This window comes from Paenibacillus sp. FSL R5-0914, assembly GCF_038004525.1.
Taxonomy (GTDB): Bacteria; Bacillota; Bacilli; order Paenibacillales; family Paenibacillaceae; genus Paenibacillus_AQ.
The window spans coordinates 117,065-139,213 of sequence record NZ_JBBORH010000003.1 but is presented as its reverse complement, the minus strand read 5'-3'; the positions used below and the strand labels follow the sequence as shown (position 1 = coordinate 139,213).

Below are 22,149 nucleotides of genomic sequence, written 5' to 3'. Positions count from 1 at the left end.
ACACATCCTTTCTTGATGTTCTCGCGGAAACATTCCTATTATTGTAAACCTCTTTTGAGAATGTGCCAATCCCACATGTCACAACTGACCTTTGCATGTTAAGGGACAAAGAGGTTATTATGAGAAGTACCTACGAGATTATTCAAGAAAAAGGAGAGATTGATTAGTGAAGTCTACACGAGCAAGATCTGCTATCCTAATGGTCATGTTATGCCTGGTGATGGTTATTGCAGCAGGTTGCGGTAATAAGCCTACCAATAACAATGCCAGCAGTAATAATGGAAGCAGCAGTGGAGCAGCAGGAAATAACGCAAGCAGCGAGACAAATGCTGGCGCTAACGAAGGACTCCCTTCAGCTACAGCAAGCCACCCCATTGTGACCATTGAGATGGATAACGGAGGCATCATCAAAGCCGAGCTTTATCCTGAAGTTGCCCCTAACACTGTGAACAACTTCATCTCACTGATTCAAAAAGGATTTTATGATGGCACCATATTCCATAGAGTGATCCCTGACTTCATGATTCAGGGCGGTGACCCTGATGGTACCGGTATGGGTGGCCCAGGATATAGCATCGCTGGAGAATTCTCTGGAAACGGGTTTACTAATAACCTGTTGCATACGGAAGGTGTTCTGTCCATGGCAAGATCGCAGGCTCCAGATTCTGCCGGTTCCCAGTTCTTTATTATGGATGCAGCTTATCCTAGTCTAGATGGAAGCTATGCCGCTTTTGGTAAAGTTACCGAAGGCATGGACGTGGTTAAATCCATTGTTGGCTTGAAAACAGACAGTTCAGATCGTCCAGAAGAGCCACCAGTGATGAAGAAAGTAACCGTCGACACACTGGGCGTCACTTACCCAGAACCACAAAAGGTACAATAACAAGCAAAAACGCCGTTGGCGTCCTTAAAGGACGCCAACGGCGTTTTTGCTTGTGAAAGACTAATTTAAGTACCTATGCAACTTATCCCCGTAGTGATCTTCTGCTAAGAGCATGTTGACCGTTACGCAAGAAAGTACTACGAGTATTTCTTAATAAGGAAATCCGCTCCTCTGCAAGCTGATTTGCCGCAACAGAAGTAGGAATTCCATTTAGACGTGAGATTTCCAGCACGCGGGTGATGTTATCGTAAATTTTTGAAACCTGCTTAAATGCACGTTCCTTATTATAACCATTCAGTTCATCCGCAATATTAATAACGCCACCAGCATTAATCACATAATCAGGAGCATACACAATGCCCATTTCGTGCAGAGTATCGCCATGATAGGCCTCTTTTAACTGATTGTTGGCTGCGCCAGCGATCACCTTCGCCTTAATTACCCGGAGGGACTCATCATTGATCGTTGCTCCGAGTGCGCATGGAGCATAGATATCACAGTCTGTACTGATAATATCTGCGGGATCGACTGCTTTGGCGCCGTAAGCCTCTACTGCACGCCCCACAGCTTCTTTATGAATATCGGTTACGATAAGCTGAGCGCCCTCTTCATGAAGATGCTTACACAGCGAAAAAGCCACATTCCCAACGCCTTGAACGGCTACAGTCTTTCCTTCGAGCGAATCACTGCCAAACGCTGCTTTGGCCGCTGCCTTCATCCCTTGGTATACGCCGTAAGCCGTCGCTGGTGACGGATTGCCCGATGAACCATAAGTAGGAGATGTACCTGTAACATAATCTGTCTCCTGATAAATAATGTTCATATCTTCTTCTGTAGTGCCAACATCCTCGGCTGTTATGTAACGTCCATTCAAGCCCTGTATGTATCTTCCAAAAGCACGGAACATCGCTTCATTCTTATCCTTCTTGGGATCCCCTATAATTACCGTTTTCCCACCGCCTAAATTTAGGCCGGATACTGCATTTTTGTACGTCATCCCTTTCGCTAATCGAAGCGCGTCAACAATCGCTTCCTCTTCTGTAGCATAGGTCCACATCCGTGTTCCACCCAGTGCGGGCCCTAATGTCGTGTCATGAATGGCGATGATTGCCTTTAATCCTGATGCTTTATCCTGACAAAATAACAGTTCCTCGTAATCGTCCTGCTCGAGTGTTGCAAACAATTCCATTCTAAATATCCCCTATCTCTTTGTTATATTCCAGATGTTGGTTGTTACTCTTACCTCTCAAAGTATTGTAGCAGAATGTGTCGTAAAACAAAAAGAACCACGTCACCCTTATAACTTTCAATGGATGACGTGGCTCTTATATGAATGCTACTGCACCGAATAGAGTGCAATTGTCAAAATGTGTTACAGCTTAGCAATTGTTTCTGTAAGAACAGGAACGATTTGCGATTTACGGGATACTACACCTCTGAGAAGTGCTTTATTGTCATCAAGCTTAACATTGTACGCCGTTTCTACTGCACCTGCAACTCGACCCAGAGCCAGACCTACGGAATCATTATTAAGGATATCTGTAACTACAAACAAAAACAGATCCAATTCTTTTTCAGCAATAATGGAAGTAAGTGCAGTTTCCAGTTCAGCTTGTTTGGAGAGAACATCATTAACATCTACCGCGTTCACTTGAGCGATTTCAACTTTGTATTCACCCATTTTGAATTCCTTTGCATCCAAGGAAATCAGTTGAGCGATACTCTTGTCGCTAAGATCAGCTCCAGCCTTCAGCATGTCGAGACCGTAGCTTTCTGCATCTACACCAGCGATTTCAGCAAGCTCACGTGCTGCAGCTACATCTTCCGCAGTGCAAGTTGGTGATTTAAACAGCAAGGAATCAGAAATGATCGCAGACAGCATCAATCCGGCGATTTCTTTAGGAATAGCAACTCCGTTTTCTTTATACAGCTTGTTAAGAATAGTAGCTGTACAGCCTACTGGCTCAGCACGATAGTATAACGGATGTGCAGTCTCAAAGTTTGCGATCCGGTGATGGTCGATAACTTCAACCACGCGCACTTGATCAATGTCATTCGCACTTTGTTGGCGTTCGTTATGGTCAACAAGAATAACCTGATTTGCTTCACCAGCTACGTTCTCTACCAGACGAGGAGCAGCGACTCCGAAATGATCAAGCGCAAATTGCGTTTCACCACTAACCTCGCCCAGACGAACGGCCTCAGCATCCCAGCCCAATTCCTTTTTGAGTGCAGCATAAGCAATTGCAGAACAAATGGTATCCGTATCCGGATTTTTGTGTCCAAAAACCAAAGTTTTTTCCATTTCCAATCTCCTTACTATGTTTTAGTGAGATTAATATACCATACATTGATAGCGGCTTCCAGATTGTGTGGTTTGAAAAATGCTTTATCGGCATTCAATTAGCCTCTTCTAAGGTTGCTCACGCCCTAGTCTTTGGAAGTGGTACCGGCTTGTCCTCCCCATGCAGTGGCTCATTATCCGAGAAAAGGTCCGGATTCTCTGTCAGCATCTGGCTTAGGATATCCGTCGTTTCTACCGTCCCACATACCCTGACTAACGCGTCTCCAAAGTTACCCTTGCGCATGGCACCGCCCTCTTCAAGCTCACGCTCCACCTTCCAAAAATGCTCCGACCAAGAGAGGCCACAATGTCTGCGAGAAGGCACCATGATTTCATCTCCACCCGGCGTCACCGTATATAGCTCCTCATGGGTATCCGTCATTCTGCCTGGAATATCGACCCACTCTTCAATGCCATGGATGAACGTATTCCGCCGAAGATCGACTCCCAGCAGTAAAATTTCCGCCTTTCGATCAAGTAGCTTGCCCCATGCTGAACCACGGGCGCACGGCGTATCCCAGCGTTCATCCCCCGTAGTGAACTCCTCAGCATCTGCACCTAAAGCCGCTACAGAATGTGTCGGATGCCAAGAGCGAATAACACCTGGACGTTTACGGAATAACTCCGGTAATATCCCTACACAAGATGGGGAATCTTGAACAGAGAACCTTGGATTGTCTGCATTAATATAAGCCCATGTATGAGTTGGCAATACGAGCAGTCCATCTTTCATATATTCACTGAGTACATCCAGTACTGTGTTCGCGCCTCCATCTACTTCCCCAATGCTTTTTAATGACGAATGGACCAGAATAGTCCCGTGTGGATCAAGCTTTAGCTCCTGCAATTGTTTCATCAAACTAGTTGTTGTGTGCATTGTACACTCTCCTTATGTATGAACTGGATTTTATGATGCATAAACATCTACTTGCAAAAATCGGATTTTACTATTAAAATTATAGTAACTTAATAATACTCACTAAATCTTTTAAAGATCAAAATATAACTTACTCACATTTAGCATTTACATGGAGGTAATTACACATGACATTAACATTAAAAGGACTACACCACGTATCCGCAATTACAGGTAAAGCGCAAGAAAACTTTAGGTTCTATACCGAAGTACTTGGACTGCGTCTCATTAAAAAGACAGTAAACCAGGATGATATTTCAGTGTATCATTTATTCTATGGTGATGAGAAGGGTAACCCCGGAACCGAATTAACTTTCTTCGAACTCCCGATGACGGGCCGCAACCGTGCAGGCAATAACAGCATCTCCGCGCTCTCCCTTCGAGTGCCAAATGATGCTGCACTTACCTATTGGGAGCAGCGTTTCACCGAGCTTAACGTAGAGCATGAAACGATTCAAACAATCGGTGGCCGCCAGGCTTTAGCCTTCCGTGATCACGAAGGGCAACGTTTCATTCTAGTATCCGACGAAAATGATAATGGTGTTGCCGGCGGCATCCCTTGGGCTAAAAGCCCGGTACCTGCTGAATATGGGATTGTTGGCCTAGGTCCTGCACATCTTACAGTAGAAAGTGCAGAGCATACGGCGGTTGTACTGGAGCAATTGCTTGGCTTCCGCCGCAAAGGCACTTATCTTTCAACAATTGCGGGCCAGCCAGATGTGATTGTATTTGAGACTGGAGAAGGCGGATCAGGTGCAGAGGTTCACCTAGAGGAACGTAATGATCTAGAGCAGGAACATCTGGGACGAGGTGGTGTGCACCATGTCGCATTCCGCGTGGATAACGAGGAGGAATTGAAGCAATGGGTCGAGCATATACGCACAGCTCAGCTTCCTAACTCCGGATTCGTGGATCGTTTCTACTTCCGATCCCTTTATTTCCGTGAGCCTAACGGCATTCTTTTTGAGCTAGCTACAGACGGGCCAGGCTTTGCAACAGATGAGCCAATGGAAAGCTTGGGCGAATCTCTTGCACTGCCACCATTTCTGGAATCGAAACGCCAGCAAATCGAAGCTTATCTGAAGCCGCTGGATACTCAGCAATAAGATTCTTCAGCTCACTTAATAAAAGGTGTGAGTCGCTGATGCGCTCACACCTTATTTTTTATTGAAGATCCGTTGTCTTGCATACAATGTCTAAGAGCTCCGACAGAACTCGAATTTCGTATTTCGGTTGAACACCCGACGTATTCTCTTTACCGAGCGGGTTAAACCAGCAAGTATCGATCCCATAATTGATTCCGCCTTGAATATCAGAGGTTAAGGAGTCCCCTACAATCAGTACTTTTTCCTTATCCGAAATTCCCAATTTAGCAAAAGCATAATCAAAAATCCCTGTCTCCGGCTTCTGACAACCAGCCTCCTCTGAAATAATGATCTGCTCAAATGTTTCACTAAGCGGTGATCCTTGAATTCTGGAAGTTTGCACTTCTTTAATTCCGTTCGTAATGATTGCTAATCGACAGCCGGCAAGCTCCTCGCACAGCTCGATCGCTCCCTGGATCAGAAAGGTTCCCTCGCCTAAGAAACGTAGATACGCTTCACTAAACGCCTCAGGATCTAGCTCCAGCGCATTCGCAGCGAATAACCGATTAAACCGTTCCACGCGTAATGCCGCAGAACTAATCTTCCCCTGCTCCAAATCACGCCACAGCGCATGATTAATCTCCTGATAACTGGCAGCATAATCCTCAGCACCTGTGGGCATCCCAACATGTAGAAATGCGTTAGATAACGCGTGACTTTCTGCCATTCCGTAATCAAACAGTGTATCGTCAGCATCGAATAAAATAACGTCGTATTTCATAAATATCCCCCAAAACTCTTTTCTCAAAAAGGTACTACAGTGATACAATCAAGTCAACTTATCAGTCAGACGACAAAAATTTACTTTTTTAAGGTAGTTTTAAGCGAATTGTGTTATTTTAAAAAGAAAACGGTGGTGAGCGTCATATTATACGTTTTATCGTTTCTAATGTCTTTTTCTATCGTCTACTTTCTAATTCCGCCGCTCGGCAGACTAGCTTTCCGACTCGATTTTGTGGACAAGCCTCGTCAGGACGTTGAGCGTAAAATTCATAGAGAGCCTATACCGCTTACGGCCAGTTACGCCATATTCATTGGATTCTTCATTACCTATCTGGTATTTGCCCGTGAATTCTCCATGGAAACCGTCGCGCTGTTTGCAGGGGGCGTACTACTGCTGACCATAGGTACCATAGATGATTGGTACAAAACAAAAGGTAAGGATTTCCCGGCACTGCCCAAAATGATTGTGCAGGTTAGTGCGGCTGTTCTTGTTTATCTTTCCGGCAACGCATTTACAGGCTTCTACAACCCATTCTCAGGGGATTATATCGTTCTACCCGTTGTATTACAGTTTCTATTGACGATTATCTGGATCTTCGGCGTAACCACTGTCATTAATTTCTCGGATGGTATGGATGGTTTGGCTGGCGCCTTAACTGCTATTTCGGCCATAACACTATTTATTGTCGCATTAACTAAGGGGCAATCCTCTTCTGCGATTATGGCGATTGCACTCGTCGGTGTCACCATTGCTTATCTACGCTATAACAAACCGCCTGCCAAAATCTTTATGGGCGACGCCGGGGCTACCTTTCTAGGTTTCATCCTTGCGGTAATCGCACTCGACGGTGCGTTTAAGCAAGCTACGGCCCTGTCGCTGTTCATCCCGATTCTGGCGCTGGGCGTTCCGATCTTCGACAATATTTTTGTCGTCGTCAAACGCTTTATCCAAGGCAAGTCCATTTATCAGGCCGACGCTACCCAGGCTCATTACCGCCTGCTTCGTGCAGGTTTGAGCCAGAAGCAAGTCGTTGCCGTGTTATGCTTGATCAGCGTTTGTCTATCCTTATCCTCTATCATTCTGTTGTTGATCGAGACTTGATGTATTATTTGCGGATTAGTATCGTACAAGAACAATCGCATCGGCTAGTCCATTGAAGTAATAAAAACGAGCAAGTTTCCAATCTGGAAACTTGCTCGTTTATTGTTTGAAGTTCATACTTCTTCAAGCCCATAACTCTGCAGCCAAACACATCATCCAACAACTCACCCATTACTCTCTTGCGTAAACTCGGCTAACCTACGGTAAATCCCTATGATCTCCTCCATAGGCATCCTCACTAATCCACTGGAAGAGGGAGCTACAAATTCACGTACACCGTCTACCTTCGGAGGTACATCCCCTTGAAATCCCCAGTTTGCTTTAGTCCTACGACTAAACTCTGTATATACACCTTTTCCTACAAAACAGGCGACCTGTGGGCGATACAATTCCAGCTTGGAGCGAAGCAATTCGCGGCCCTCATTATATTCCTCACGGGTAATATCGTCGATTCCGCGTGTAGGCCTGGAAACAATATTCGTAAACCCATAACCCAGCTTAAGTAGGTCCCCGTCCTCAGACGCGTCGTATAGCCGAGGAGTAAGTCCTGAATTGTGCAAGATTCTCCAGAAATTATTTCGTGGATTCGCGTAATGGTGCCCCACTTCACCTGAACGAATACTCGGGTTAAAACCAATAAATACAATCTGTAATCCGTGATCTAGGTGATCTGAAATTCCATCCATGTGAGTATGCCTCCTAACCAAAAGATGTTCTAATTCTACAATGGGGTATACACATTAAGACAGGAAGCCGGAATTGGGTCCGCCAGCCATACCTCATTACCCGCACAATAAAAAGTTACACCCATTTGACCAGCACTAATCGTATCAACAGTCAGCAGTATCAATTTTCCTCTGCGGCTTCCGGCCAGACTGGCAAAATGTGTCCCTTCGGATAAATGAACATATTGGCGTCCCATTGATTGGAGTCCCTCTTCCAAAATAACTGAAAGAACGCCAGTATGAGTTCCGTGATAAAGCGTAGATGGCGGAGTTCCCGGATCATAGGTTATTTTGGTATGACTATGCCCGTACCGAGCTTTGATTCGATCTCCATTGATTTCAAATCGTTGCTTCTCGCAGCTGGCAACCACTTGCTGAATATCTCCCACAGTCACCTCAGACCATCTAGGAGCTTTCACAAGCACGGACAACAAATCGTCCAACGTACAGGAACCATCCTCCGGGTCCAAAATAAGGCCATACTGCTCTGGAGTATGCCGGAGCAATTTAGTCATAGATTTGCTTAACGACACTTTTGTAGCATTGCTTAACATTATATTTCTACCTCAATTCATAACTCATTTCTATTTTATTCTCTACAGCCGTGGATCTACAGGATCAGACTCCAAAGACAGCGCAGCAAGCACACATTCATGTACGCGTTCTATCGGCTCTTTACGAATAAAACGTTCCACCGATTCCCGGCTAAGCGCACATTCCATTAAGGCATTTCGCTCTTTTTTGCTTGTTTTACGCTGCTTGAGGCGTACAAGATTGTCCGGCTGTAAATAATCTATTCCATAGATAATATGCAGATATTTACGCCCTCTCACCTTGAGTGCAGGCTGAACCAGTTTATCTCCATTACGTGTTATAAATGTTTCCGGTTTGATAACAATCCCTTCATGCCCATCCTCCGTCATCTCTTCCCACCAACGGATTATCTGTTCCTCGTCCGCTTCATTACAAACCGTGCGGTATTCAGTCTCCATAAATAAAGGTGACAACTCCGCTAGTTCACGATTATGCTCCATATGCCAAAGATGGCTGTGCTCAGAGAAAGTTTGTCCGCTATGCGCAAGCGTGTGGAAGGGAGCAATCTTAATCCCCTCTAATCCACTTACGTCCCAGCAATACTTTTGGAAAGCTTCCTTAAAAAGATGAGCATTCTGGAGCTTCTCCTCCATTTCCTGTATCCACGAGGTAACATCTCGCCCTGATCTTTCAGCCTCACGCAGCTTCTCCAAAAGATGCTCCCGATCTAACAGTGCTGCTTCAGCCACATGTGCATATTGGGAGGAAATCAGCTCACGCGCTTTCAAGTTCCACGGTACGATCTCCGCATCTAGGAGCAGCAAATCCGTGTTATTTTTCGCAAAATAATTCGACTGCACGAGATCCGCGTTCAGCCTACGTAACACTTCAGATTCAGTATCCCTGTCAAAAAAAGCTCTGCCAGTACGTGTATAAATCGTGCCTAACGACGGCCTGCCCACATACGGTAATGCTGCCTCTTCATCCCGGAATAACAATAGGATGGCCCGGCTGCCCATATGCTTTTTCTCCGCGATCATTGTCTTCACACCTTGTGCGCGGAAATAAGCAAAAGCTTCACGCGGATGCTCCAGATAGTTCTCATCTATAGACACTGAAGGCGGCGGACTCATGGTCGGTGGGATATATACCAGTTTCTCAAGTGGAACCGTAAAGTGGGAGACCGTGTCTATGGCCGCTTTAACGAATTCTCCGCGCACAGTTATTTCACCATAAAGGTCAGTCTGGACTGAGTAGCCTTCCACGAATTTACGCAGGTTAGGCGGTGAGAATCTCCCCCGCTCCCAACGTATTAACGGACTGTCCGGATCACCTGCATAATCGTGTTTCGCTTTAACACTAACAAATTTCCCTTCAGGGTAACGGTACGCAGTTAAAGATCCGCCAAATACAGCACCCTGGTCGATGTTCACTGTATTTTTTACCACGGTTGGGAAAGGTCTAGGATCATGCCCCCAGACGATGATCTCCCCAGATTCGTGTTCGACATACCATTCTTTCCTTACAGGAGCACCCTTGCCATCCATTCCATCAGTGACCCCATACCGGCAGAAGTCCTGAATCCGTTTGGACTGCTTGCCGATAAATTCATCTCGAATTCCGGCATGGGTAACTACGACCCGCCGCACGCCATTGCGGCCAAACAACAAGTGGCTAGGCGCGGACAAAAGAAACTGTTTAAGTTCATCCCTAAGCCTTTTTGCTTCCTCATCGCCTGCTTCTAGCGCAAACGCCTCCAGCTCAGCGACGATATTCTCGTCTCCGTGACTTAATGTAACTTTGCGACCATCCAGGTAGCGGGCGATTTTCCAGCCATGGTTGCTGTCGATCATGCGGGCGATTCCAGCATCTACATGCTTTTTCCAAAACCTCATCGTCTTCAGCGATTCCGGGCCCCGGCTCATCACATCCCCCACAGAAATTAACTGCCTACCCTCGGGGTGTTTGTACAACCCTTTCTCGTCTTCCTTATATTCCAATCTTTCGAGTAGCTCGATCATCTCTTCATAACAACCATGAATGTCGCCGATTATATCAAGTCCTTTATCGATTTCAACCCAAAGCGGGTTCTGCTTACGTCCAAAAAGTACTGACTCCGTATTTTTCAAAAAATAAGTCGAGGCAAAGCCCTCGTCCTTAACACTCCGTAGCGAACGCTTGAACTGTCCATATTGTTGCTTGACCCGCTGGCGTCCTCGTGGATGCTCACGCTGTACATCCCGCTCCAGCAGCGTTTCCTCTGGAACATCGAGCACCCAAGCCATACATGGAACATTATACTTATCTGCTAAATCTAAATATTGCTTACGGTATTCCTCTTGCAGATGTGTAGCATCCACCACCGTCAGTTTTCCAAGTCGGCAGCGCATGGCAATGACTGAATTCATTGCTTCAAAGGCTAGACTTGAGAGCAGCTGATAATCATTAAAAATAATATCTGCTTCTTCGCGGGGACGATTCTTCCAATCCATAAAATCAGTGTCGCCAAGCATGCTACGGAAATCATCCGATGAGACGATTTCTGTCTGCAACAACGTGCCTTCATCTACTAATCTACGCAGTAAAGTGGTTTTGCCGCTATTGGAGGGACCCACCAATACAATAATTCCTGCATGCGGAAAAGGAATGGTTCGCTGCTTTTCTTTTTGCTCTTCTGTAGTCATTACACTGCTCCCTCCTTCCTAAATATCGCCATCTGCGTCGGGTATCCAAAAGCGTCAGAACCCTCGCCAATTCCTTTAAAATCAACCGAATAATCAAAGGAGCTCGTCCAGCGCATACACCACTCGGAGAACTCTGCTCGTCCCCATTCAAAACGGTGATCACTATGCCTCATTTCTTCCGATTCCATCTCATACACCTCGTTATACTCCTTGTTCGGTGTAGTCAGGATCAATACCTTAGGACTATATTCCGCCAGAATAGTCTCCATCACTCGAGCCAGCCTATATTCGTCGATATGCTCAATAACCTCACATAGAATCATAATATCCTTGTTCCGCAGCGATTCATCGAAGTAGAACAAAGAACCTGTAACAGGCGTCGGCACGGTAACTCCTTCTCGGTCTTCAAGCTTCGAGAAGCGGTCTATTGCGCGTAGCTGTGCGTTTGCGGAAGGCTCAACCGCCCAGATCTGCTTAACGCCCGGCACACTTCCGAGCCTTGCCGAAAGTTTTCCTTCGCCGGAACCAAAGTCAACAATACTACTCTTGAAAGCCAACCCTTCTACTATTTCTGCAATCGCCGCATAACGCAGATCATTTAATCTAATTTTAGGCTCAGCTGAAACCTCAGCAGGAGTAACAGCCACCTTTTCAGAAGAAGGGGTGGATTCCTCACCATCAAATCGCTTAATAAGATTAGCAAATCGTAGTGACCGCTTGAGAATTAACGCACGCAACGGATGACTATCCAACCAACCTTCGCCATAACGCCTGATTTTTTCAATCTCATCATCACTGATAAAATAATGCTTATCATCATCTAATGCCGGAATCAGAATGAACAGTTGACGAAGGGCCGTTTGCAGCGTCTGTTCTCCCCGCAGCCTAATGTATCGTGCAGAACTGCGGCTTTTTAAATCAAAAGAATACACTGCATCTCCTCTTTCAAGCTCAAGCTCGTAGCCAAGTACATGAAACAGTTCCTCAATCGTGTGATCAGGCAGGTTCGATGCTACTGGGCCAAAGGACAGCTCCAATTGAAATTTGTGATCTACCCAAGGCAAAAATACTTCCTTAGGCTTTCCATTAAGAGCTGTACCTAGCGCTGGACGGATATAAGAGCAGAACCGGCTGCTCGTAACAAACTCCCGATCGTTAATATATTGTGTGATGTCATTATGAGCTGTATTTCCTTTAACTAGAGCTATTGGATCTGGTGTGACATAGATAACGGCCTCTGTCTCTTCGTCGGAAGCTGCAGTGAATACTATACGCACTCTAGCTTCTTTATCGCTCCTGTCATATAAATTATGCGGGTTTTTAGCCAGCAGATGGGACAACATCCCTGCTCCTGACCCCGTCGCCTTGATAATCAAATGCATAAGCTTCATCTCTCCTTAATTAACAATTATTGAATTGTGAACTTACCAGTTCCATTGCCCCGTTTCTCCCCAGACCTCTATCAGTGCTGATCGGAACAAGACATCTAACGCTTCATCCATAACACCAACACTCTGTTCAAAAGCAGAAGCAACCGCCTCGTAATGAGCAATTCTCTCCTCCAAATATGTATTGATAACATCCAAGCGCGGCTCCAGATTTAGTTCATCACCGGACATTTTACGAAATAACAGGCTCTGCACAGCTTCCTGTAATTCTGAACCTTGTGGAATCAAATCCTGTAAAAGCACATTAAAATCGAGCGGCGGCACTTCGTTGTATTTTTCAATCCAAGCGCATGCTAAGAGTGGTCTTAATACGTAAAAATATTTCTTGATTTTAACCTCACTGCCTTGCAGATAATCCCGGTAATTTCCTCGCGCCATGTTCAAATAGTGGTAAATGCATGATTTTGGCGAAAAGCTTTGTGGCGAGAGTTCACGGATACTTTCGGCTACAGCGTATTTTTCTTCATAGCGAATCGGTGATTCTAACCATTCCAGCAGAGGCGGATTAGATTTCCGAAATAGATTAAGCCCCTTCTTCAAGTCCCAACCGTTAATATCAAGCATGTCACTGATCGGCCGTTCTATTACATCCCTGTGCTCAAAAATAGATAAATACGCCTCAGGTCTCCGTATGTATAGGAATCTAACATCATAATCACTATCTTTGGATGGAAATCCCCAAGCCCGGCTCCCCGATTCACACGCATACAAAATGCGGACTTGTTCTTCAGATTCAATGGTCCGAAGCTGCTGAATAATCGATTGATGTATTTCCGACATATTAACCCCTCCCTTAAACCTTCTAAATATGCAAAAAAGACCATGGACTCCATCGTCCATGGCCGGGCTTCACCTAAATACAGAACTCCTTACCGGTTAATATAGCGTTGTTGATTCACCGGAAATGAATACACTGATTCTAAGGCTGACCTGTAAGCCAAGGTAACAGATGGACGCAAATATGGATAAGCATTATACGATGGCTGATTATTCATATTGTTATTCATCTGTCCTTACCCCCAAGTCAAATTATATTTTATTCAGTACCATTTCATCCTTAACATATCTCCAAAAGCATAATCCAACTATCCAGTTTCTGTCAACCAGTAGTCTTTTTCTGTAATCTTTTACTAACCTTATTCTTAGCTTATTTCAGCAATACTTTCAATTCAGGCGTCATATCGGACGCTTTTAACATAACGAAATCACTATAACCCTCCTTATACAGCAACTTCACAATGTAGTTGCTATTCTCAACTCCATAATTAAAACGATGATCTATAATATCCGTTAATAGTGCCTTATCCTTCGTAACAACTGTACGATTCTTTTCACGTGCAAGCACTAATCTTTGTTCAGGACTCGTAGGATTCTTAGGTGTTTGCTTATCCATAAAGTCATCTTTTACAATCTCTGCCGATTGGATATCTTCAGCTGTTATTCGTATTTTATCGGCATAGCCTTTTTCGTTCATCCACTTTTCAAGCTCATGGAAAGAAGACTTCCACGGATAATAATAACCATAACTTGAAGAAACTTGGTTGCTGTCATCTTTTGCCTTTACCTCTACTTGGATATTAGCCACATCAGGTTTTCCGTCCTTATCTATCTGTACTTCGTAGGACATATTCGAAATTTCGCGTTTGATAATCTCTTTTAGCTCTGAAATTTCCTGAGGATCAGAGATGGCTACTTTTTTATTCCTGTTAGTAACCCACATATAATCCAGGTCTTTGTCTAAGAGAGCTAAATTATACTTTTCATACTTGTAAGCTTCGGTATCCTTAACCGCCTTGAGCTCTGATTCAAACCCCTTATTAGGGATCCAGTATTCCCTCACTAGCTTGTGACCGTTCTCCAATTGATAGGCGATGGTAAAATATTCATAAGCGTATTGTTGTGAAGTATGTTCTGGACGTACCGCAATTACCGCTTGATGAAGTTTACGGACAGCTTCTATATAATCTTTATCATCGGAAAAAGGGTCCTGCCCCATATAGGGTGTAGTAGTGTACAAATCATCCGTGGGGGTATACCAACGGTAGTTAGATCCCATATACACACCACTAATCTTATCACCGGAAGGTACTCTAGCTTCATACCCGGTAACACTTGATATCGGGATATACAGAAGTAACCCCAGCATTACTGCATAGACCGCAAACTCTGCTAACACTTTACGCGTCATAATCTGCCATGTTTTCCGAATAATCATTTCCGCAGCAACATAGCCGATAATGGCTCCAATGGCATATCCACTAATTACCCAGCCCATTTGCTGTTGCTTCATTTGTGCAAAATAATTCCCGGAAATAAGCATAGTACATAACATAACCCCTGCTTTAAACAGCGGGTTGAAATATCCAAAAGCAATAGCTTGACCCGCTTTTTCCGTATTACGTTTACGGTATAACAGGTAGGATAATCCAATAAATAAAAGGGACAATACTCCATAAATCCACAATTCTGTATTGGTAAATGGTTTGCCGGTAAAATAATACACGATATGAACAAACGGAGACCACATCTGCAAACTAGAATCACGGAAGTTTACATTTGCATTTGCATAACCATAAAGATACATGACTAAGTGGCTATTGATTAATGAGATCAGTACAACAGGAAGAATAAGCAAAATATAAATGATAATTCCCTGAAGAATAGATTGGCCCGTGCATATTCCCACAAAAACACTAAAGCAGAAGAGGAACAAAGTCAGAATACTAACTGTGATACACCATTGCCAAATATCTGCGCCCTGAAAAATATAAAAATTACCACTCCATCGCTTAACAACCGCAACCACCCCTGCAGTTAACCAAACCGGCACCAACAGTAAGGTAAGTCCACTTGTCAGATGAGCCGTAAATAAATGCTCTCTGCGTAAAGGCAGGCTATGCCATAGATCTGATGGAGATTTTGCCTGAAGGTATCGGAATAAAAAGAGTCCAGCAGCAACAGGGATCGTAATAATGAACAATGCTTGCACATTACCAGAGATGCGGAATAAATGATCGATTTCCTGCGGTTTTGCATTTGGATCGATACTCATAAACAGCTGCAATGGAAGTGCGAACATTAGGCCAAGTGCATATATAATCCCTATCCAGCCATGCTGGCGGAAATTCTGGCGAATAATACTGCTATTAAAGTAGTATCGGCTGCGCGTCATATCCGACATCCCCCATTTCATAAATAAAGATCTCTTCTAACGTTAATGGAAGCAAATCGAATACGTATGGCTCGTACACTTGAAAAGTCGCTTTAATTCGCTCACGATCCCCTTTTACTATGTACAGGTTCACGCTCCCCCGGCGTTCTTGATGTAATATTTGCAGCTTCGCTGCTAACGGAATTTCATGCCGTTCATCCCGGAAGGCCACTTGAATCTTATGTGTATCCGCCTTAAGATCATCCAGATCCTTCTCAATCAGCATCTTCCCACCATGCATAATCCCAACATGATCACACAGATCTTCGATCTCACGAAGATTATGTGAAGAAATGATTACCGTCAGCTCGCGTTCAGCAACCTCCTGAAATAGCAGGTTTTTGATCTGGCGTCGCATTACCGGATCTAACCCGTCAATCGGCTCATCCATAATAAGCACATCCGGCATACAGCTTAAACATAACCAGAATGACGCTTGCCGCTGCATCCCTTTGGAGAAACGACTAAGCTTGCGCTTCTTATCGAGCTGAAAGACGGTCCCCAAATCATCAAAACGCTTCTGATTCCAGCTCGGATAGATCGAGCGATAGAAGGCTGCCATTTGCAGCATGGTGGATTGCGGAAAAAAGTAAGGAGAATCCGGCATAAAAATAACCCGTTGCTTAGTCGTCGGATGTTCGAATACCGCTTCACCCTCCACCTTCACGGTCCCTTTATCTGGAGAGAAAATGCCCGCCAAGGTCTTCAGCAGCGTAGTTTTACCCGCGCCATTAGAGCCGAGTAGCCCATAAATCGTCCCTTTACGTACCGTTAAAGAGATATCGTCTACTGCCTTCTCCCCTTGAAATAACTTACTGACGCCTCGAATCTCAATCATCACTTTTCCCTCCTTCTCTCTGCTTCTCCACTTGCTCATACAATGAACTAATCTCAGCTGCGGTGAACCCAAGGTATACCGCTTCCGCCATCAGTCTAAGCAACTCAGCACGTACTTCGGCTTTTTTAATCTCATTCTGTTCTTTTTTCATTGGGGCTACAAAACTCCCTTTCCCCTGCAGTGAATAGATATACCCCTCACGTTCCAATTCACGGTAAGCCTTCTGAATCGTATTGGGATTCACGGTTAGCTGCTGGGATAATGTCCTTACCGAAGGCAGTTGTTCATCAGTCTGCAAAATACCATGTAAAATCATCTCCTTGACCTTATCGGTCAGCTGCTCATAAATCGGCTTGCGACTGCGAACGTCCAATTCGAACATAACCATCCTCCTTTCACTGTCTTCCCTTAGTTCATGATGATGTGTATTAACTGTACTACTATTATTAATACAGTTTAATCTTTATGTCAACGCAAAAACCCCCACAGTTATAAAAACACTGTGGGGACTTTTTCTCATGAATAGACACTTTATTAGCCTGAGGCGGTATTCATACTCTCGTCTCTTGATTCAGAAAAATTCGAGTGCGCTCCTGCTGTGGATGATCAAAAATCTGCTCTGGTGTTCCAGACTCCGTAATCTCACCGTTGTCCATGAAAATCACACGATCAGCCACATCACGAGCAAAGTTCATCTCATGAGTGACAACAATCATCGTCATATTCTCCTCAGCAAGTTGACGGATGACGCGTAGTACCTCGCCCGTGAGTTCAGGATCAAGTGCGGAAGTAGGTTCATCGAACAATAGAATATCAGGGTTGAGCATTAATGCTCTCGCAATAGCAACCCGTTGCTTTTGTCCACCCGACAGCTTTGCAGGATACACATCCGCTTTTTCAGCAAGTCCTACCTTAGAAAGTAAGTTCTCACTTCTAGCCGTAATCTCCTTCACGCTCTCCCGTTTCAACATCCTTGGAGCTAGCTCTAGATTGCCCCGCACCGTTAAATGTGGAAATAGGTTAAAGTGTTGAAACACCATTCCCATGGACGCCGTGATCTCACGAATACTTGCTCCACTAGCGTATTTTCCATTCTCCACGAGCGGCTTGCCTTGGATGAAGATGCTTCCACCCGTAATTTCCTCTAGATGTACTAGACTACGCAGCATCGTACTCTTACCTGAACCTGAAGGTCCGATAACAGCGACGGCTTCTCCCGCCTGGATATTGAAACTAACCTTCTTCAACACATCCAATTTGCCGAAGGATTTCTGTAAATCACTTACTTCTATCATGTTACTCATATTCAGACAGTCCCTCTACTCGAATTTAAAACGTTTCTCCAGTGCTTTGAAGAATAAAGTGAGCACCAGCGTCATCAGTAAGTAAATCACTCCCGCCACTACAAAGGGGGTTACAGTAAAGTCTCGATTTACTGCTGTTTTGGCATAGTTCAGTAGCTCAGGTACAGCAACGGCATACAGCAGAGCCGTATCTTTGACCAAGGAAATCGATTCATTGGCCACGGCTGGCAAAGCTACCCTAAACATTTGAGCTAGAATTACCTTGCGCAGCGTTTGCCATTTACTCAGTCCGAGTACTTTGGCTGCTTCATGCTGCCCTTTATCAATGGAGAGCATACCCCCACGGAAGATCTCCGCGAAATAGGCTCCATAGTTAAGAATAAATCCAAGACTCGCTGCAACGAAGCGGTCCATGACCAGATATTCCCCGATCACCGGAATCTGTGGTAAACCAAAGCAAAAAAATAACAATTGTAGTAAAAGTGGTGTTCCCCGCATGACATAGATATAGGTATGTGCAATCCAAGCCACGGGCTTGATCACACTCTTCGCCATCAAAGTGACTAGGAACCCGAGCGGAATCGACACCAAAATAACAATAAGAAACAATAAAATAGTTGTACGCGCGCCTTCTAACATCGGCCCGGAAATTTGTATTATATAATCCATTTTCATTTCTCCAATAAACTCTGTATATTGACCTTCTATTTTAATACCTTATTCTCACCAAACCACTTCGTGGAGATCTTCTCAGCCGTTCCGTCGTTGTTCATTTCATCCAAAGCCTTTTGAAGTTCTTCCAGTAGTGCCTCATTGCCTTTCTTAATTCCAATACCGTACTGCTCAGGAGCAAGCGATTCATCTAGTAGCTTAAAGGTATTAGGCTCTTTTGACATATAATATCTGGCTACCACTTCATCAATGACTACACCGTCCAGGCGCTTAGTCTTCAAATCTGTGAGCGCTAGCACATTATCCGGAAATTCCGACAGATTAGCAATTTGGTCTTTAATCGGATTAGCATTTAATGCATCGGCAGCGGAAGACAGACTTTGAAGTCCTACCTCTTTACCAGCCAAATCCTCAAGCTTTGAAATAGAGGAATCCGCTAATACGACTACAACCTGACTATTCTCAAGATAGGGCTTAGTGAATAACACCTTTTCCTTACGTTCATCTGTGATGGTATAACCATTCCAAATCATATCAATGCGCCCGCTATTCAGTTCTGACTCCTTAGCTGACCAGTCAATAGGCTGAAAAGTTATTTCTTTGCCCATTTTCTCAGCTGCAGCTCCGGCATAGTCGATATCAAACCCAACAATTTCATTGTTCTCATCTCTAAAGCCCATCGGAGCGAACTTATCATCAATCCCGATCACCAGCTTTCCATCCTTACTCCCAGAAGACGAACAGCCTGATAAAGCTGCAATAACCATGATCATAAATAAAACTAAAAGTGCATTTTTCTTCATCTCTTTTATCCCCCATCGTTGACACAGTGCTGTGTGCTTTAGTTCGCTAATACGTTATCAGAGTATCATGATAACATGACAAATTAACTACGTCGATAGATTAGAGAAGCCCACATGTGTCAAATCTACAAAGATTTCAGACAACAAAAAAAAGACGACAGATCAAATCTGCCGTCTCAACAATATGAATGATTTAATTTCACTATCAGATTTAGCGTTTATCGTTCCAAAAATTGTTAGGCTCCATATCTGAAGTAATAATATGAAACGCATAGCCTTCTTTCTTCAGCGCCGCTAGGATGCGTGGAAGAACTTTAAGTGTAGCCTTTTGATCATGCATTAGAATCACCGGGCTGCTCTTCTTCAGACTATGAACTTCTCTCATAACCGTATTATAGATGGAATTACTATCGTTCTTATATCTCCAATCCTCAGAGTCAACGTTCCAATCCCACAGATGGTACCCTTGAGTTAGTATCTTATCTCTATAAGCTTTTGTTAAATAAGGTTTACTACCATAAGGTGTACGAATCAGTGTTGTACTTTGACCTGTAATCTTCTTCAGAATTGCATTATCGTCATTCATCTCTTTCAACGCAGAAGCTGGAGAAGCATAAAATTTATCTTTCACATGTGTCATGCCGTGCAAAGCAGGCGCATGTCCATCTTTCACTAAGCGTTTCACTTGAGACGCGTGTGCGTTCATGTTATTTCCTAACATGAAGAAGGTTGCCTTCGCATCATACTTCGCCAAGATATCAAGTAGTTGAGAGGTTGTAGCGGATGGGCCATCATCAAAGCTAAGATATACAACTTTACCCTTTGTGCCTGTCGTCCCTGTAGGTACATTTTGTTGCAAAGCCTTTTTATGTTGATTCACGAATGCAGCATCGTCTAATTTAGCCCCGGAATTATACACTCTTAATAAAGATTGAGCTGGCTTAAACGAAATTGAAAATCCAAGATGAGAGGTCATCTTCACAGGAACCATCGTTCTACCATTTTCCACAAATGTTTTCAGCGGAATAGTCTTTCCATTAGGGAGAAGAGCTGTTGCATGATCATTCAGCAGTTCGATGGAACCGTTGTTCCCTTGAACATGAATGCCAACACCCTGAAGGGTAAGATTCAGATTCAGTTCTAGGGACAAATCACGCAGTGAAACATAATATGTATCCTTTATCGACACTGCATCAATTTTAGTTAATTTATCGTTCACCCCTAATTTCAGGGATCCTGCTGCACCCGCTGCATTCACTGTATCTATCTCTCGTACCAAACCCGTACATACGAATAATACTACAAATAATAGCCACACTTTCTTTTTAAACATCTCAAAAAATCTCCCATCTCGTATATTTACCTATAACATTATCATAGATTAATAGGTAGAAATTTGAGAGATTGTAACTTAATACAGAATAATTTGTTACCCTTTTTAAGACTTGCAGATATTTCGACAAAATTCGTCAAATACGGATTTCGGCCAAATCCTGTCACACCAACAAAAAATGGTTAAATTCCAATCCTTTTGCACAAAATAGATGTGTCCAAATTAGCAACTTTAGTAAATTATTGAACAAAGTTTGAACAGAAATAAATAACCATTAAACAGCGTGGCTACAGTGATCTTTATCATATCATTAGGAACTTGTAACAAATTGATCACACATATTTAACTTGATCGCCATTATTAAGGTCTATTATGGATTATATGGAAAAATAAGTCTTTTGCTTTCTTTCTCATTAGTTCTTACTATATATGAAGGTAATGATGAGGGTTAATTAATAGAAGTATTGAAGGAAGGAGCTTAAGCATGAACAAAAAGGGACCGTTATACGCTTTATTTCTCAGCCTAATTTTACTCTTGCCAGGATGCAGTTCAATCGCTGTTCTGAATCCGAAGGGGCCGGCTGCGAGAACTCTGTCTGACACGATCATCCTCTCCATTGTTATGATGCTCGGTGTTCTAGCAGTTGTCTACATCTTATATGTCTTTGTACTTTTGAAGTACCGCGCTAAGAAAAGTAATGAAGATTATATTCCTCCTCACGAGGAAGGAAACAAATGGTTGGAGGCCATCTGGATTACAATCCCGATTATTATCGTGGCATTCCTCTCCGTGGTCACTGTCAAAACGACAGTAGATGTAGAAAACGTTGCAGCGGATTATAAAGATCAGAAACCGCTTGTAATCTACGCTTCCTCCTCCAACTGGAAATGGCATTTCAGCTATCCTGAGGAAGGTATTGAAACCGTAAACTACGTGAACATTCCAGTTCACCGCGCTGTCGAGTTCAGATTGTACTCTTTCGGTACGATCTCAAGTCTCTGGATCCCTCAATTGGGAGGACAGAAATATGCGATGAGTGACATGCTTACCACTCTGCATCTTTCAGCGGATACTGTAGGTTCTTATACCGGAAGAAATGCGAACTTTAATGGTAAGGGTTTTGCCCACATGGAGTTCGAAGCCCTTGCGATGACTGATAAGGACTATCAAGAATGGGTAAAAGATGTTAAAGAAACAGCAGGTCCATTAACTGAAGACGAATTCAAAAATCTTTTGAAAATGGAATATGTCGGACGCAAAACATACACCAACACTCACTTATCCTTTAGCCCTCCTCCGGGAGAACATGGCGACCATATGAGTAATAATGGTAAAGAAATGGATATGGATAATGGAACTATGGAACATCAGGATAATAAAGAAATTCATCCGTCTCCTGCACCATCTAGCGAGACAGAATTTAACAGCGAACCTAATCCAGAACTGGATGAACAGAGCACTACACATGAAGGACATTAGTCCA

At 43.8% G+C, this 22,149-nt stretch carries 20 protein-coding genes; 4 read left to right on the top strand and 16 right to left on the bottom strand.

Features of this window, described 5'->3' with window-relative positions; all coding sequences use genetic code 11:
• The first annotated feature begins 199 nt into the window (after positions 1–199).
• Entirely contained in the window at positions 200–883 is a 684-nt protein-coding gene (locus MKX60_RS23960; RefSeq protein ID WP_076299216.1) for a peptidylprolyl isomerase, read from the top strand.
• An 82-nt stretch (positions 884–965) separates the two neighbouring features.
• On the opposite strand, the gene MKX60_RS23955 is transcribed toward MKX60_RS23960, so the two are convergent.
• The 3 genes from MKX60_RS23955 to MKX60_RS23945 all read right to left on the bottom strand — a co-directional run bounded on the left by MKX60_RS23955 (position 966) and on the right by MKX60_RS23945 (position 4,104).
• On the bottom strand, positions 966–2,072 hold the full coding sequence (locus MKX60_RS23955) for a Glu/Leu/Phe/Val family dehydrogenase (protein WP_042185141.1): 1,107 nt from the start codon (positions 2,070–2,072) through the stop codon (positions 966–968).
• Positions 2,073–2,255: 183 nt separating this feature from the next.
• A complete protein-coding gene (locus MKX60_RS23950) occupies positions 2,256–3,188 on the bottom strand; it encodes a manganese-dependent inorganic pyrophosphatase (RefSeq protein WP_076283885.1) in 933 nt (310 codons plus the stop codon).
• A gap of 118 nt (positions 3,189–3,306) precedes the next feature.
• Positions 3,307–4,104 (bottom strand): AAC(3) family N-acetyltransferase, encoded by a 798-nt coding sequence (locus MKX60_RS23945; protein ID WP_341061217.1) that lies wholly within the window; start codon positions 4,102–4,104, stop codon positions 3,307–3,309.
• Positions 4,105–4,271: 167 nt separating this feature from the next.
• On the opposite strand from MKX60_RS23945, the gene MKX60_RS23940 reads away from it, so the two are divergent.
• On the top strand, positions 4,272–5,249 hold the full coding sequence (locus MKX60_RS23940; RefSeq protein WP_341061215.1) for a ring-cleaving dioxygenase: 978 nt from the start codon (positions 4,272–4,274) through the stop codon (positions 5,247–5,249).
• A 58-nt stretch (positions 5,250–5,307) separates the two neighbouring features.
• Here MKX60_RS23940 and MKX60_RS23935 read toward each other — a convergent pair whose 3' ends face one another.
• The gene (locus MKX60_RS23935; RefSeq protein WP_341061214.1) at positions 5,308–6,009 is read right to left on the bottom strand and encodes a YjjG family noncanonical pyrimidine nucleotidase; all 702 of its coding nucleotides are present in this window, start codon (positions 6,007–6,009) and stop codon (positions 5,308–5,310) included.
• Between the two features lie 168 nt (positions 6,010–6,177).
• On the opposite strand from MKX60_RS23935, the gene MKX60_RS23930 reads away from it, so the two are divergent.
• Positions 6,178–7,113: an MraY family glycosyltransferase gene (locus MKX60_RS23930; protein ID WP_042124401.1), complete on the top strand. Its 936-nt coding sequence runs from the start codon at positions 6,178–6,180 to the stop codon at positions 7,111–7,113.
• A gap of 164 nt (positions 7,114–7,277) precedes the next feature.
• Here MKX60_RS23930 and MKX60_RS23925 read toward each other — a convergent pair whose 3' ends face one another.
• The 12 genes from MKX60_RS23925 to MKX60_RS23870 form a co-directional block, all read right to left on the bottom strand.
• Entirely contained in the window at positions 7,278–7,799 is a 522-nt protein-coding gene (locus MKX60_RS23925) for a mismatch-specific DNA-glycosylase (protein WP_341061213.1), read from the bottom strand.
• A gap of 35 nt (positions 7,800–7,834) precedes the next feature.
• Entirely contained in the window at positions 7,835–8,392 is a 558-nt protein-coding gene (locus MKX60_RS23920) for an RNA 2'-phosphotransferase (protein WP_341061212.1), read from the bottom strand.
• A gap of 42 nt (positions 8,393–8,434) precedes the next feature.
• Positions 8,435–11,056, bottom strand: a complete 2,622-nt coding sequence (locus MKX60_RS23915; RefSeq protein WP_341061211.1) for a polynucleotide kinase-phosphatase — start codon at positions 11,054–11,056, stop codon at positions 8,435–8,437.
• Positions 11,056–12,438 (bottom strand): 3' terminal RNA ribose 2'-O-methyltransferase Hen1, encoded by a 1,383-nt coding sequence (locus MKX60_RS23910; RefSeq protein WP_341061209.1) that lies wholly within the window; start codon positions 12,436–12,438, stop codon positions 11,056–11,058. The genes MKX60_RS23915 and MKX60_RS23910 overlap by 1 nt, the downstream gene beginning before the upstream one ends.
• Positions 12,439–12,480: 42 nt before the next feature.
• A complete protein-coding gene (locus MKX60_RS23905; RefSeq protein ID WP_341061208.1) occupies positions 12,481–13,284 on the bottom strand; it encodes a nucleotidyltransferase domain-containing protein in 804 nt (267 codons plus the stop codon).
• A gap of 367 nt (positions 13,285–13,651) precedes the next feature.
• Positions 13,652–15,676, bottom strand: a complete 2,025-nt coding sequence (locus MKX60_RS23900) for a hypothetical protein (protein ID WP_341061206.1) — start codon at positions 15,674–15,676, stop codon at positions 13,652–13,654.
• Positions 15,651–16,553 (bottom strand): ABC transporter ATP-binding protein, encoded by a 903-nt coding sequence (locus tag MKX60_RS23895; protein ID WP_076299122.1) that lies wholly within the window; start codon positions 16,551–16,553, stop codon positions 15,651–15,653. The genes MKX60_RS23900 and MKX60_RS23895 overlap by 26 nt, the downstream gene beginning before the upstream one ends.
• Positions 16,546–16,935, bottom strand: a complete 390-nt coding sequence (locus MKX60_RS23890) for a GntR family transcriptional regulator (RefSeq protein WP_076283874.1) — start codon at positions 16,933–16,935, stop codon at positions 16,546–16,548. Before MKX60_RS23890 ends, MKX60_RS23895 begins: the two co-directional genes overlap by 8 nt.
• A 169-nt stretch (positions 16,936–17,104) precedes the next feature.
• Positions 17,105–17,857 carry an amino acid ABC transporter ATP-binding protein gene (locus tag MKX60_RS23885; protein WP_371916547.1) on the bottom strand — a complete coding sequence of 251 codons (753 nt, stop codon included), beginning with the start codon at positions 17,855–17,857 and terminating at the stop codon, positions 17,105–17,107.
• Between the two features lie 15 nt (positions 17,858–17,872).
• Complete coding sequence (locus MKX60_RS23880) at positions 17,873–18,532, bottom strand: amino acid ABC transporter permease (RefSeq protein ID WP_042185116.1); 660 nt, start codon at positions 18,530–18,532, stop codon at positions 17,873–17,875.
• 29 nt (positions 18,533–18,561) lie between these two features.
• Entirely contained in the window at positions 18,562–19,332 is a 771-nt protein-coding gene (locus tag MKX60_RS23875; RefSeq protein WP_076283872.1) for an amino acid ABC transporter substrate-binding protein, read from the bottom strand.
• Positions 19,333–19,543: 211 nt separating this feature from the next.
• Positions 19,544–20,665 (bottom strand): polysaccharide deacetylase, encoded by a 1,122-nt coding sequence (locus tag MKX60_RS23870; protein WP_076283871.1) that lies wholly within the window; start codon positions 20,663–20,665, stop codon positions 19,544–19,546.
• Between the two features lie 484 nt (positions 20,666–21,149).
• On the opposite strand from MKX60_RS23870, the gene qoxA reads away from it, so the two are divergent.
• The gene (gene qoxA, locus MKX60_RS23865; protein WP_076283870.1) at positions 21,150–22,145 is read left to right on the top strand and encodes a cytochrome aa3 quinol oxidase subunit II; all 996 of its coding nucleotides are present in this window, start codon (positions 21,150–21,152) and stop codon (positions 22,143–22,145) included.
• Positions 22,146–22,149: the final 4 nt, after the last annotated feature.